Raw genomic sequence first — 13,581 nt, 5'->3', positions numbered from 1 at the left:
GCCTTCCCTCAATACTTATTTGCGCAACAGGCGCAAACCGTTGAACACCACCAACAGACTCACGCCCATGTCGGCAAACACCGCCATCCACATGGTGGCGATCCCGGCGAAGGTTACCCCAAGAAAGATCGCCTTGATTACCAATGCCAGCGCGATGTTCTGTTTCAGGATGCTGGAGGTCTGCCGCGACAATCGAATGAAGGCCGGAATCTTGCGCAGATCGTCGTCCATCAGGGCGACGTCGGCGGTTTCGATGGCGGTATCGGTCCCCGCGGCGGCCATGGCAAACCCGATCTCCGCCCGGGCCAGCGCCGGAGCGTCATTGATGCCGTCTCCAACCATGCCGACTCTATGGCCCTGTGCATAAAGCGCTTCGATGGCGTGCAGCTTGTCCGTCGGCAGCAGATCGCCTTGCGCCTGATCGATGCCGACTTGAGCGGCAATGGCCTGGGCGGTGTGAACGTTGTCGCCGGTGAGCATCAGGGTTTTCACGCCCATGTCATGCAATTGCTGGATGGCTTCGCGGCTGGAGGCTTTCACCGTATCCGCCACGGCGAACAGTGCCAGCGGGCCGGACTTGTCGAGCAACAGCACTACGGATTTGCCCTGTTTTTCCAGCGCGAACAGCTGAGCTTCGAGCGCAGGCGAGCACAGGCCCAGATCTTCCACCAAGCGGTGATTGCCCAAGTGGTAGGTCTGACCGTTGATCTCACCGCGCACACCCCGCCCGCCGAGTGCCTCGAAGTTATCCACAACCAAGGGCGCAGATGTTTTATCCACAGCCGCATTGGCGATGGCCATCGACACCGGGTGATCCGAACGACCCGCCAGCGCCGCGGCAATGGCCGGAGCCGATTCATCAGCGGTTGGATCGAGGGAAACATAATCGGTCTGCACCGGCTTGCCGTGAGTCAGGGTGCCGGTCTTGTCCAACGCCAGGTAATCAAGCTTGTAACCGCCTTCCAGGTACACGCCGCCCTTGATCAGAATCCCTTTGCGCGCCGCCGCCGCCAGGCCGCTGACGATGGTCACCGGGGTCGAAATCACCAGTGCACAGGGGCAAGCGACCACCAGCAACACCAGCGCGCGGTAGATCCAGTCGAACCACAACGCCTCCATGAACAGCGGCGGAATCACGGCCACCGCGATGGCCAGAACGAACACTGCCGGCGTGTAGATTTTCGAGAAGCTGTCAACAAAACGCTGGGTTGGTGCCCGCGCGCCTTGGGCCTGTTCGACCGCGTGAATGATGCGTGCCAGCGTTGAATGATTGGCCGCAGCCGTCACCGCGTACTCCAGAGAGCCGGACTGATTGATGGTGCCGGCAAACACCTTGTCGCCAATGGCCTTCTCGACCGGCAGGCTTTCGCCGGTGATCGGTGCCTGATCGATGGTGGAAGTGCCTGCAACGACTTCACCGTCCAATCCAATCCGCTCACCCGGACGCACGCGCACCCGTGCCCCCAGCTCAACGATTTTGACGTCCTGCGCAACCCAGCTGCCGTCGGCCAACTGCACCGTGACCTGTTCCGGGGTCATCTGCATCAGGCCGCCAATGGCATTGCGTGCCCGGTCCAGCGACCTGGCTTCGATCAACTCGGCCACGGTGAAGAGAAACATCACCATCGCCGCTTCCGGCCACTGACCGATCAGGATTGCGCCTGTCACCGCGATGCTCATCAGCGCGTTGATGTTCAGGTTGAGGTTTTTGAGCGCAATCCAGCCCTTCTTATAGGTACCGAGGCCGCCGCTAAGGATCGAGACCAGTGCAATGACGGCCACCACCCAGTCGGGTGCGGCACTGGTGAAGTGGATCACCTCGGCAGCCACCGCGCTGATGCCGGACAGCGCCAGCGGCCACCAGGGCTTTTTCCCGGCAGTCGGCGCCGGCGCTTCCACGCCCTGCTTCAGCGGCTCGGCCTGCATGCCAAGGGACTTGATCGCGTCGATGATCGGCGCTGTGCTCGGCAGGTTGTGGGTCACCCCCAACACGCGGTTGATCAGATTGAATTCAAGCTGTTGCACACCCGCCAGCTTGCCCAGTTTGTTCTGGATCAGCGTCTGTTCGGTCGGACAGTCCATTGCGTCGATACGGAAACTGTCCACCCGCGCATCGGCACTCGGCGCTTCGCTCAACTGGATCAGCGCAGGCGCCGCTGTTGTAGACGAACAGCAGGAATCACCCTGACCGCCATGCACATGCTGAGGGACAGGCTTGAGTTTGCTGCCGCAGCAATCGTCTGCGGCATCGGGTTTGTGGGTATGCAGGGAATCGCTCATTGGTCACGTCCATGAAGGTGCCTGTTGCCAAGTAAAGACCCTGTAGCCACTATAGGGTCAAGCACTCTTCTGGAGATTGTCGCGATGAAGATAGGAGAACTGGCCAGACTCACCGACTGCGCCGTGGAAACCATCCGCTACTACGAGCGCGAAAACCTGCTGCCGGAACCGGCCCGCAGTGACGGCAACTACCGCGTCTACACCCAGGCCCATGCCGAGCGCCTGACTTTCATCCGCAACTGCCGCACCCTCGACATGACCCTCGAGGAGATCCGCAGCCTGCTGGCGCTGCGCGACAGCCCGCATGATCAGTGCGAAAGCGTGAATGCGCTGGTCGATGAACACATCCATCACGTCAAGGCGCGGATCGATGGATTGCTGGCGTTGCAGACACAATTGATCGACCTGCGCCAACGCTGCGGCGAGGGGCCTGATATCGATCAGTGCGGGATTTTGCAGCGGTTGGAGGTGAGTGGCGGGGTTGTGGCGACGGAGGTTGAGCCGTCACATGTCGGCCGAAGTCACGGCCACTAAAAACACCACACCCCCCCTGTAGGAGCGAGCTTGCTCGCGATGGACGTGAACGATGACGCGGGCAGCCTGGAAAAATGCGGCGCCTTCAAATCCATCGCGAGCAAGCTCGCTCCTACAGGCGTTATGCGTTAAGGCTTAAACCGCCATCGGCGCCGTCATCGGCGCGTGGTGCTCGTAGCCTTCCAGCGAGAAATCGCCCGGTTCGATCAGCTCCAGCCATTCCGGTTGGTAGACACCCGTCTTCGCAAACTCCGGCACACGATCGCTGATCACCAGTTTCGGCATCGGGAACGGCTCGCGCTTGAGCTGTTCGTTGAGCATGTCCAGGTGGTTTTCGTAGACGTGGGCGTCGCCGATGAAATAGGTGAACCAGCGCGGCGTGTAACCGGTCAGGCGACCGACCAGGCTCAACAGCGCGGCACCCTCGGTGAGGTTGAATGGCGTGCCCAGGCCCAAGTCGTTTGAGCGAATGTAGAGGGTCAAGGAGATCTCTCCGGTCTCGACATTCGGATGGAACTGGTACAGCAAATGGCACGGCGGCAGGGCCATTTCGTCGAGCTGGGCGACGTTCCAGCCGTGGAACAGGATGCGGCGGCTGCCCGGGTCCTTGATGATGGTGTCGACGCATTGGCGGATCTGGTCGATCGCCTTGTACAGCACCACGTACGCCTGGCCATCTTCCTCGCCTTCGGCGATCTGGCGATAACCCTGGCTCAGGGCCTGCTCTATAGCGGCCTGGTTGCTGACCGGGATCTGTTTGTACGCCGGCCATTTGCGCCACTGCACGCCATAGATCTCGCCGAGGTCGTCTTCGCCCTGTCGGAACGGGTTGGCCAGCCATTGGGCGTTTTCGTTGGCGTTCTGGTCCCAGACCTTGCAGCCCAAGGCACGAAATTCGGCGGCGTTGTTCACCCCGCGCAGAAAACCGCACATTTCGCCGATGGCTGATTTGAAGGCCATCTTGCGGGTGGTGATCGCCGGGAAACCTTCTTTCAGGTCAAAACGCAGCATCGCGCCAGGAAAGCTGATGGTGTTCACGCCGGTACGGTTGGCCTGTTTGGTGCCGTTCTTGATGATGTGGGCGACCAGATCGAGATATTGCTTCATGAATTACCTGTGTCCTTGAACCCGGAGTCGTCACCCCGGGATTCGAATTTATACGGCTGCCGCTGGAGCCGCCGGGGCGCGATGATAGGCCAGCCAGATCAGGAACAGGCCGCCGACGATCATCGGGATGCACAGTACCTGGCCCATTGTCAGCCAGTTCCAGGCCAGATAGCCCAGTTGCGCGTCCGGCACCCGAACGAATTCCACGATGAAACGGAAGATGCCATAGAACAGCGCGAACATCCCGGACACCGCCATGGTCGGCCGCGGCTTGCGCGAGAACAACCAGAGGATGGCAAACAGCGCCACGCCTTCCAGCGCGAACTGGTACAGCTGCGACGGATGACGCGCCAGTTGCGCAGGGTCGGTCGGGAAGACCATCGCCCAAGGCACGTCGGTCGCCTTGCCCCACAACTCGGCGTTGATGAAGTTGCCGATACGCCCGGCACCGAGCCCGATCGGCACCATCGGTGCGACAAAGTCCATCAGCTGGAAGAACGACTTGCCGTTCTTTTTACCGAACCACAACGCCGCCAGCATCACGCCGATGAACCCGCCGTGGAACGACATGCCGCCCTTCCACACCTCGAAGATCAATGTCGGGTTGGCCAGGTACGCGTTCAGATCGTAGAACAGCACATAGCCCAGGCGACCACCGACGATAACCCCCATCGACATCCAGAACACCATGTCGGAGAGTTTCTCCTTGCTCCAGGTCGGGTCGAAGCGGTTCAGCCGGCGGGACGCCAGCCACCACGCGCCGCCGATGCCGATCAGGTACATCAGGCCGTACCAGTGGATTTTCAGCGGACCGATGGCCAGGGCCACCGGGTCGATCTGCGGGTAAGGCAGCATTGCGACTCCTCGTTAGAATTGAAACATTCAAAATTCCCGGGGACGCTGTCACGCCAGGATTAAGCCAGCATTGCGACGCGGGTCAGAGCAGGAAGCTCAGGCCAACGCAGAACAGCAAAGCGGCAAACAGTCTTTTCAGCAAGCGCGGCGACAGGCTGTGGGCCAGTCGTGCACCGAGGCGGGCGAACACCATGCTTGTCAGGGCGATCCCCAGCAGCGCAGGCAAATAAATAAAACCGAGACTATGGGCCGGCAACAACGGATCGTGCCACCCCAGAATCATGAAACTTAATGCACTGGCCAGCGCGATCGGCAGCCCACACGCCGAAGAGGTCGCCACCGCTTGCTGCATCGGCACGCTGCGCCAGGTCAGGAACGGCACGGTCAACGAGCCGCCGCCAATTCCGAAAATCGCCGAAGCCCAGCCAATCACACTGCCGGCCACGGTCAGACCGACTTTGCCGGGCACCGTGCGGCTGGCTTTCGGCTTGACATCCAACGCAAGCTGAACTGCGATGATCAGCGCAAACACGCCGATGATTTTCTGCAGGTTTGGCCCGGAGATCGCTTCGGCGGTCAGCGCGCCGAAACCGGCACCGATGAGGATACCGACGGTCATCCAGGCAAAGATCGGCCAGCGCACGGCACCGCGGCGATGATGCTCGCGGATGGCATTGATCGAGGTAAAGATGATCGTCGCCAGTGAAGTGCCGACGGCCAGGTGGGTCAAGATCGACGCATCGAAGCCCTGCAAGGTGAAACTGAACACCAATACCGGGACGATGATGATTCCGCCCCCCACCCCGAACAGCCCGGCCAGCACGCCTGCACAGGCGCCCAGCGCCAGATACAGCAGAAATTCCATGGCCGTCCCCGCCCGCGTCCCGAAAATAGGAGCGGCATGGTAACGGATGCATGGCCTCAAGCTCCACTGGATGGCGATGGATACCCGCTCGATGACTGCGTAGAGTGGGCAAAAAAACACACAGGACCACCTTATGTGCCTGATTGTCTTTGCCTGGCATCCCGGCCGCGCCCACCCGCTGATCGTCGCCGCCAACCGTGACGAATTCTATGCCCGCCCCAGCCTGCCGCTGGCGCAATGGCCGGAAAATCCCCAGGTCTATGCCGGTCGCGATCTGGAGGCCGGTGGCACCTGGCTGGGCGTCGGTGCCGATGGCCGCTTCGCTGCGCTGACCAATATTCGCGATCCTCATCAACCGCCCGCGCGAAAATCGCGAGGGGAACTGGTGGCGCGGTTTCTTGCAGGCACGATGCCGATTGATGACTATTTGAGCGACGTTGTCGCACGTTCGCTGGAATATGCCGGATTTAACTTGCTGATCGGCAACGCCAACGAATTGTGGCACTTCAATGCCCGGGCAGCTGAGGCAGTGATGCTGCCACCGGGTGTCTATGGCTTGTCGAACGCCGGTCTGGATACGCCGTGGCCGAAATTGCTCAAGGCTCGCCAGGCGCTGGAGGCGGTGTTGGAAGATCCCCGGCCTGAGGCATTGCTGACGTTATTGAATGACCCACAGACCGCGCCCTTTGCCGAGTTGCCGGATACCGGGGTGGGGTTGGCGACCGAGACGTTACTGTCGAGTGTGTTTATTGCCAGCCCGACTTACGGGACGCGGGCGAGTACGGCGTTGATCGTGCATGCGGATGGGACGCGGCATATGGTCGAGCGCAGTTTCGGGCCGTATGGCGGGCATCTCGGGGAGGTGGAGATCAAGGTTTAGTTGTGTGTTGTGAGGACTGGCCCCATCGCGAGCAAGCTCGCTCCCACAGCGTTCTCTGGTGTATATGCCATCTATGCCATACAGCAGAACCTTGTGGGAGCGAGCTTGCTCGCGATGAGGCCATCAGCCTTTTAAAGGGTCTTGGCCGAAGCCGGATTGATCATCCGCGCCAACCCAAGATTCTTCAGCGCCAGTTGCAGCGAACTGTGGATCACTTGCGGGTTGTCGATGGTCATCAACTCCGCCAGCAATTCCCTGGCCTTGCTCAGGTTGATCTGGCGCAGCATCCACTTCACTTTCGGCAGGTTGGTGGCGTTCATCGACAGGCTGTCGAAACCCATTGCCATCAACAGCACCGCCGCTGCCGGGTCACCGGCCATCTCGCCGCAGATACTGACCGGCTTGCCTTCGGCATGGGCATCACGCACCACGTTCTGCAGCGCTTGCAGCACCGCCGGGTGCAGGTAGTCGTAGAGGTCGGCGACTCGCGGGTTGTTGCGGTCCACGGCCAGCAGGTACTGGGTCAGGTCGTTGGAGCCGACCGACAGGAAGTCCACTTGCCGCGCCAGCTCCTTGGTCTGATATACCGCCGCCGGAATTTCGATCATCACGCCGATCGGTGGCATCGGCACATCGCAGCCTTCGTCGCGCACTTCGCCCCAGGCCCGGTGAATCAGGTGCAGGGCTTCTTCCAGTTCGTGGATGCCGGAGATCATCGGCAGCAGAATCCGCAGGTTGTTCAGGCCTTCGCTGGCCTTGAGCATCGCGCGGGTCTGGACCAGGAAGATTTCCGGGTGGTCGAGGGTGACGCGAATGCCGCGCCAGCCGAGGAACGGGTTGTCTTCCTTGATCGGGAAGTACGACAGCGATTTGTCGCCACCGATGTCCAGGCTGCGCATGGTCACCGGCTGCGGGTGAAACGCGGCGAGCTGCTCGCGATAGATCGCCAGTTGCTCTTTTTCGCTCGGGAAGCGCTGGTTGATCATGAACGGCACTTCGGTGCGGTACAGACCGACGCCCTCGGCGCCTCGCTTCTGTGCCCGTGCCACGTCCGCCAGCAGGCCGGTATTGACCCACAGCGGCATGCGGTGGCCGTCGAGGGTGATGCACGGCAGATCCCGCAGCGCGTCCAGCCCGAGGGCCAGCTGCTTCTCTTCCTCGACTATCTCGGCGAAGTGCTTGCGCAGCACTTCGCTGGGGTTGGTGTAGACCTCGCCGTGATAGCCGTCGACGATCATCTGGATGCCGTCGACCTTGGAGTATGGCAGGTCGACCAGGCCCATCACCGTCGGAATGCCCATGGCTCGCGCCAGGATCGCCACGTGGGAGTTGCCGGAGCCGAGTACCGAGACCAGGCCGACCAGCTTGCCTTCCGGCACCTCGCCGAGCATCGCCGGCGTCAGTTCTTCGCTGATCAGAATGCTGTTGTCGGGATAGACCAGGGTCTGTTGACGCTCTTCCTGCAGATAAGCCAGCAAGCGCCGACCGAGGTCCTTGACGTCCGAGGCGCGTTCACGCAGATAGGCGTCGTCCATCAATTCGAAGCGGTTGACGTGCTCGGTGACCACCTGGCGCAACGCCCCCTGGGCCCACTGGCCGGTCTTGATCACGGTGGTGATTTCGCTGCCGAGCGAGGCATCGTCGAGCATCATCAGGTAGACGTCGAACAGCGCGCGCTCTTCCGGGCGCAACTGGTTCGCGAGCTTGGCCGACAAGGCGCGCATGTCGGCGCGCACGCCTTCGATGGCGGTCTTGAACAGCCCGAGTTCGGCGGCGATGTCAGTAATGGTCTTGTCAGGCACCACATCCAGATCGGCCGGCGGCAACATGACCACCGCGGTACCGACCGCCGCACCCGGCGAGCCCGGTACGCCGACGAACTTTGCTTCCTGGATGCCCTTGCCCTGACGCCCCAGGCCACGGATCGAACCGGTGGCCTCGGCGTGGGCGATAACGCCGGCGAGCTGCGCGCTCATGGTGACGAGGAAGGCTTCTTCACCTTCATCGAACTGGCGACGTTCCTTTTGCTGGATGACCAACACGCCGACGACGCGACGGTGGTGAATGATCGGTGCGCCGAGGAACGAGGCAAAGCGCTCTTCACCGGTCTCGGCGAAGTAGCGATAGCGCGGGTGATCCGCGGCGTTTTCCAGGTTCAGGGGTTCTTCACGCGTGCCGACCAGACCGACCAGGCCTTCGTTGGGCGCCATGCTGACTTTGCCGATCGAGCGCTTGTTCAAGCCCTCGGTGGCCATCAGCACGAAGCGATTGGTCTCGGGGTCGAGCAAGTAGACCGAGCAGACCTGGCTGCCCATGGCCTCTTTGACGCGCAACACAATAATCCCCAACGCCGCCTTGAGATCCTTGGCGGAGTTAACTTCCTGGACGATCTTGCGCAGCGTATTGAGCATGGCTCGGGGTCGAACTCCGTCGTCAGTCGCGCGTTAAAAGGCGCGGGGCAAGCTCTTTGAGAGCGCGTCGATACACCTCGCGCTTGAATGTCACCACCTGGCCCAACGGATACCAATAACTGACCCAGCGCCAGCCATCGAATTCCGGTTTACCGGTCAAATCCATCCGCACCCGCCGCTCGTTGGAGATCAGGCGCAGGAGAAACCATTTCTGCTTCTGGCCGATGCACAGCGGTTGGCTGTGAGTCCTTACCAGACGTTGCGGCAAACGATAGCGCAACCAGCCCCGGGTGCAGGCGAGAATTTCAACATCTTCACGTTCCAGGCCTACTTCTTCGTTCAACTCGCGGTACAAGGCGTCTTCCGGCGTCTCCTGGGGGTTGATTCCTCCCTGTGGAAACTGCCAGGCATCTTGATTGATACGGCGAGCCCATAGCACCTGGCCGGCATCATTCGTCAGAATGATCCCGACATTGGGGCGGAAACCATCGGGGTCGATCACGGCAACAACCTCGCAAACGCATGTCCCCGCATTGTTCCACAAAGGTTGTGAAAGCAGCAACGAGCCGGTCTACCTTATGTGCACTCTTGTGAAAAGTCCGTATTCTTGACGCCTTTCTACAGACTTTTCAGCGAGTAACTGCAATGCGCCTGGCTTTATTCGACTTGGACAACACGCTTTTGGGCGGTGACAGTGACCACGCCTGGGGCGACTACCTGTGCGAACGCGGCTTCCTCGATGCCGTCGCGTACAAGGCTCGCAACGACGAGTTTTATCAGGATTACCTGGCCGGCAAGCTGGATAACGATGCGTACCTGAACTTCTGCCTCGAAGTCCTGGGTCGCACGGAGATGACCACGCTTGATGAATGGCACCTGGATTACATGCGCGATTGCATCGAACCGATCGTACTGCCCAAGGCCATCGAACTATTGGCCAAGCACCGCGAGGCCGGCGACAAGCTGGTGATCATCACCGCGACCAACCGTTTCGTGACCGGGCCGATTGCCCAGCGACTCGGCGTCGAAACCTTGATCGCCACGGAATGCGAAATGGTCGATGGCCGATACACCGGGCGCAGCACCGACATTCCATGCTTTCGCGAAGGGAAGGTCACACGGCTGGCGCGCTGGCTGGAAGAAAGCGGGTATTCGCTGGAAGACAGTTATTTCTACAGCGACTCGATGAATGATTTGCCGTTGCTGGAGCAGGTGGCGAATCCGGTGGCGGTTGACCCGGATCCTAATCTGCGGGCCGAAGCCGAGAAGCGTGGCTGGCCGGTGATTTCGTTGCGCGACTGATGACGCCTTCGCTGGCAAGCCAGCTCCTACAAGGTTTTGCGTTGAACACCAAATTTCGGCACGACGCATCACATGTAGGAGCTGGCTTGCCCGCGCTGGTCGTCAACGATGAGGCGGGGCATCTGACTCCCCGCGGCGACCTTGAGTTTTTCGCGAGCAGGCTCGCTCCTACACTGGTTTGGCGCCCATCAACCCCGCAATGGCGATCAAACAAACAAAGCTGAACAATGCCAAGGCAAAAGTGAACCTGCCATTGCCTCCTGGCCCTTTGCGCAACTTGTTGAGCCGCACCACCAACCAGAACCAACCCAACGCCGCCACGGTGTACAGCACACTCGAGGCCAGCAACCAGGTCTGCCCCAGCGGCCAGCCCACCAGATGCACCATCCACCACCCGGTGAACGGCATGCTCAGCAATGCCAGCCCCATCAGCACCCAGATAAACACCCCCGGCCGCTGCAGCGTGCGAGTGTGAGCCGTCGCATCGCCGTTGCGCCGCGTCCGCCAGACCCACACCGCCAGCCCCAGCGCGCTGATCAACAGCAGCACCGTTGCGACGATGTGCGCCACTTTCAGGGCGGTTAACGTTTCCATTGTTCGATTCCTTATAGGCTGCCCATCAGCGTAGCCCCTCAGCCGAGAAACAACTGATAGGCCGGGTTGTCGCTTTCATCCCAGTAGGGGTAGCCGATTTCTTCCAGTGCCGCCGGCACCAGATGACGTTCGTCATGGGGCACCTGCAGCCCGGCGACCACACGGCCATCGGCCGCGCCGTGGTTGCGGTAGTGGAACATTGAGATGTTCCAGCGCCCGCCGAGCTTGTTGAGGAAGTTGAACAGCGCACCCGGCCGCTCCGGGAACTCAAAACGCAGCACCACTTCATCGACGACATGGGCCGCACGCCCGCCGACCATATGGCGGATATGCAACTTGGCCAGTTCGTTGTCGGTCAGGTCGAGTACCGGAAAGCCCTGTTCGGTCAGACTGGCAAGCAGCGCGCTGCGCGGATCATTTTCCGGGTGCGTTTGCACGCCGACGAAGATATGGGCTTCGCTGCCGGTGTTGTAGCGGTAATTGAATTCGGTGATCTGGCGTTTGCCGATGGCTTCGCAGAACGCCTTGAAGCTGCCTGGCTTCTCGGGGATGGTCACGGCGATGATAGCTTCACGGCCCTCACCCAGCTCGGCACGTTCGGCCACGTGACGCAGGCGATCGAAGTTGACGTTGGCCCCGGAATCGATTGCGACGAAGGTATGCCCGGTGATGCCATGTTGTTCGACGTATTTCTTGATCCCGGCGACGCCCAATGCGCCGGCAGGTTCGGTGATCGAGCGGGTATCGTCGTAGATATCCTTGATGGCTGCACAAATTTCGTCAGTGCTGACGGTGATCACTGCGTCGACATGCTCCTTGCAGATATCGAAGGTGTGCTGGCCGATCTGGGCCACCGCGACGCCGTCGGCGAAAAGGCCCACAGTCGGCAGCACCACGCGCTCACCGGCAGCCATGGCGGCTTGCAGGCAATTGGAGTCGTCAGGTTCGACACCGATGACCTTGATTTCAGGACGCAGGTATTTCACATACGCGGCGATCCCGGCAATCAGCCCGCCACCGCCCACCGGGACGAAAATCGCGTCCAGGCGGCCAGGGTGCTGGCGCAGAATCTCCATTGCCACCGTGCCCTGCCCGGCGATGGTGTGGGGATCGTCGTAGGGGTGGATGTAGACATACCCTTTTTCGTCCACCAGTTTCAGCGAGTAGGCCAGGGCTTCCGGGAACGAATCGCCATGCAGCACGACCTTGCCGCCACGTGAGCGCACGCCTTCCACTTTGATTTCCGGCGTGGTCTTGGGCATGACGATGGTGGCTTTCACCCCCAGCACCTTGGCCGCCAGGGCCAGGCCTTGCGCGTGGTTGCCCGCCGACGCGGTCACGACGCCGCGCGCGCGCTCTTCGTCGGACAGCTGGGTGAGCTTGTTATAAGCGCCGCGAATCTTGAAGGAGAACACGGGCTGCAAGTCTTCACGCTTGAGCCAGATATCGTTGCCCAACCGCTCGGAGAGCTGGCGGGCGGTCTGCAGCGGGGTTTCTACGGCAACGTCATAAACGCGCGAGGTGAGGATCTTTTTGACGTACTGTTCGAGCATCGGAAAGCATCACTGAGCGAGTTGGGCAGGGTCAAGGAGTCTAACCCGGCTTTCGGCCGGGCGACCACACTAAACACATGGTTTTGGACCGGATAGCTCATACGTGTAGGAGCGAGCTTGCTCGCGATGGACTTGGAGCGACACGTTCACTCAGACAATTCGCGTTATCGTTCACGTCCATCGCGAGCAAGCTCGCTCCTACAGGTGTCGGACATGACGTTGACCCGCCAATCGGGCAATGACCTTCCCCGCCCCGAAGCCTATAATGCCGGCCTTTCGTCCCCCTTCGGCACCTCGGAGCCCGCATGACCCAGGATCAACTCAAACAGGCAGTGGCTCAGGCCGCCGTCGACTTCATCCTCCCGAAACTCGATGACAAGAGCATCGTCGGGGTCGGTACCGGCTCCACCGCGAACTGCTTCATCGACGCCCTGGCCCGGCACAAGGGCGCGTTCGACGGCGCGGTCGCCAGCTCCGAAGCCACCGCCGCGCGCCTCAAGGGCCATGGCATTCCGGTGTATGAATTGAACACGGTCAGCGACCTGGAGTTCTACGTCGACGGCGCCGACGAAAGCGATGAGCACCTGAACCTGATCAAGGGCGGCGGCGCAGCGCTGACCCGCGAGAAGATCGTCGCGGCCGTGGCCAAGACCTTCATCTGCATCGCCGACGCCAGCAAGCTGGTGCCGGTGCTCGGCGAATTCCCGCTGCCGGTGGAAGTGATCCCGATGGCCCGCAGCCACGTGGCCCGCGAGCTGGTGAAGCTCGGCGGCGACCCGGTTTACCGTGAAGGTGTGCTGACCGATAACGGCAACATCATCCTCGACGTGTTCAACATGCAGATCACCAACCCCGTCGAGCTGGAGACGCAGATCAATGCCATCGTCGGCGTGGTCACCAACGGGTTGTTCGCGGCACGTCCGGCGGATCTGTTGCTGCTGGGCACCAGCGAAGGCGTGAAAACCCTGCGCGCGAAGTAATTCGAACGCCCCCCCTGTAGGAGCTGGCTTGCCAGCGAAGGCGGCGTAACATTCAAATCGATGTTGAAGGTGATGGCCTCTTCGCTGGCAAGCCAGCTCCTACAGGGGCGAAGGTGGTGTCACTGCCAACATCTGTGGTGAATGTGCTGGCCCCTTCGCTGGCAAGCCAGCTCCTACAGGGGCGAAGGTGGTGTCACTGCCAACATCTGTGGTGAATGTG

12 protein-coding genes are annotated in these 13,581 nt (G+C 61.0%); 4 read left to right on the top strand and 8 right to left on the bottom strand.

From position 1 onward, the window contains the following. Positions 1-15 precede the first annotated feature (15 nt). Positions 16-2,280 (bottom strand): heavy metal translocating P-type ATPase, encoded by a 2,265-nt coding sequence (locus tag J2W17_RS26010; RefSeq protein ID WP_307341466.1) that lies wholly within the window; start codon positions 2,278-2,280, stop codon positions 16-18. Positions 2,281-2,364: 84 nt separating this feature from the next. On the opposite strand from J2W17_RS26010, the gene cadR reads away from it, so the two are divergent. After that, a complete protein-coding gene (gene cadR / locus J2W17_RS26005; RefSeq protein WP_307341463.1) occupies positions 2,365-2,814 on the top strand; it encodes a Cd(II)/Pb(II)-responsive transcriptional regulator in 450 nt (149 codons plus the stop codon). A 135-nt stretch (positions 2,815-2,949) separates the two neighbouring features. Here cadR and J2W17_RS26000 read toward each other — a convergent pair whose 3' ends face one another. The 3 genes from J2W17_RS26000 to J2W17_RS25990 form a co-directional block, all read right to left on the bottom strand. Further along, positions 2,950-3,921 (bottom strand): thymidylate synthase, encoded by a 972-nt coding sequence (locus tag J2W17_RS26000; RefSeq protein ID WP_307341460.1) that lies wholly within the window; start codon positions 3,919-3,921, stop codon positions 2,950-2,952. 48 nt (positions 3,922-3,969) lie between these two features. Continuing rightward, positions 3,970-4,776, bottom strand: a complete 807-nt coding sequence (gene lgt / locus J2W17_RS25995; protein WP_128873645.1) for a prolipoprotein diacylglyceryl transferase — start codon at positions 4,774-4,776, stop codon at positions 3,970-3,972. An 82-nt stretch (positions 4,777-4,858) separates the two neighbouring features. Continuing rightward, complete coding sequence (locus tag J2W17_RS25990) at positions 4,859-5,641, bottom strand: sulfite exporter TauE/SafE family protein (protein ID WP_128873646.1); 783 nt, start codon at positions 5,639-5,641, stop codon at positions 4,859-4,861. A gap of 133 nt (positions 5,642-5,774) precedes the next feature. Here J2W17_RS25990 and J2W17_RS25985 point away from each other — a divergent pair, with 133 nt between their 5' ends. Continuing rightward, entirely contained in the window at positions 5,775-6,521 is a 747-nt protein-coding gene (locus tag J2W17_RS25985; protein ID WP_307341453.1) for an NRDE family protein, read from the top strand. 131 nt (positions 6,522-6,652) lie between these two features. Here J2W17_RS25985 and ptsP read toward each other — a convergent pair whose 3' ends face one another. Together ptsP and J2W17_RS25975 are read right to left on the bottom strand one after the other, a co-directional pair. Further along, entirely contained in the window at positions 6,653-8,932 is a 2,280-nt protein-coding gene (gene ptsP / locus J2W17_RS25980) for a phosphoenolpyruvate--protein phosphotransferase (protein ID WP_307341451.1), read from the bottom strand. A gap of 22 nt (positions 8,933-8,954) precedes the next feature. Next, on the bottom strand, positions 8,955-9,434 hold the full coding sequence (locus tag J2W17_RS25975; RefSeq protein WP_307341449.1) for an RNA pyrophosphohydrolase: 480 nt from the start codon (positions 9,432-9,434) through the stop codon (positions 8,955-8,957). Positions 9,435-9,577: 143 nt separating this feature from the next. Between J2W17_RS25975 and J2W17_RS25970 the strand changes: the two genes are divergently transcribed. After that, positions 9,578-10,234: an HAD family hydrolase gene (locus J2W17_RS25970; RefSeq protein WP_307341447.1), complete on the top strand. Its 657-nt coding sequence runs from the start codon at positions 9,578-9,580 to the stop codon at positions 10,232-10,234. A 168-nt stretch (positions 10,235-10,402) separates the two neighbouring features. Here the strand turns inward: J2W17_RS25970 and J2W17_RS25960 are convergent, their stop codons facing one another. Beyond that, complete coding sequence (locus J2W17_RS25960; RefSeq protein WP_307341445.1) at positions 10,403-10,828, bottom strand: DUF2269 domain-containing protein; 426 nt, start codon at positions 10,826-10,828, stop codon at positions 10,403-10,405. Positions 10,829-10,866: 38 nt separating this feature from the next. Continuing rightward, on the bottom strand, positions 10,867-12,381 hold the full coding sequence (ilvA, locus tag J2W17_RS25955) for a threonine ammonia-lyase, biosynthetic (protein ID WP_307341443.1): 1,515 nt from the start codon (positions 12,379-12,381) through the stop codon (positions 10,867-10,869). A gap of 305 nt (positions 12,382-12,686) precedes the next feature. Between ilvA and rpiA the strand changes: the two genes are divergently transcribed. Next, complete coding sequence (gene rpiA / locus J2W17_RS25950; protein ID WP_064680309.1) at positions 12,687-13,361, top strand: ribose-5-phosphate isomerase RpiA; 675 nt, start codon at positions 12,687-12,689, stop codon at positions 13,359-13,361. The last annotated feature ends 220 nt before the right edge of the window (positions 13,362-13,581 follow it).

This window comes from Pseudomonas lini (assembly GCF_030812475.1).
GTDB lineage: Bacteria > Pseudomonadota > Gammaproteobacteria > Pseudomonadales > Pseudomonadaceae > Aquipseudomonas > Aquipseudomonas lini_A.
The sequence above is the reverse complement of the archived record's forward strand: the minus strand, read 5'-3'. Positions and strand labels throughout refer to the sequence as shown.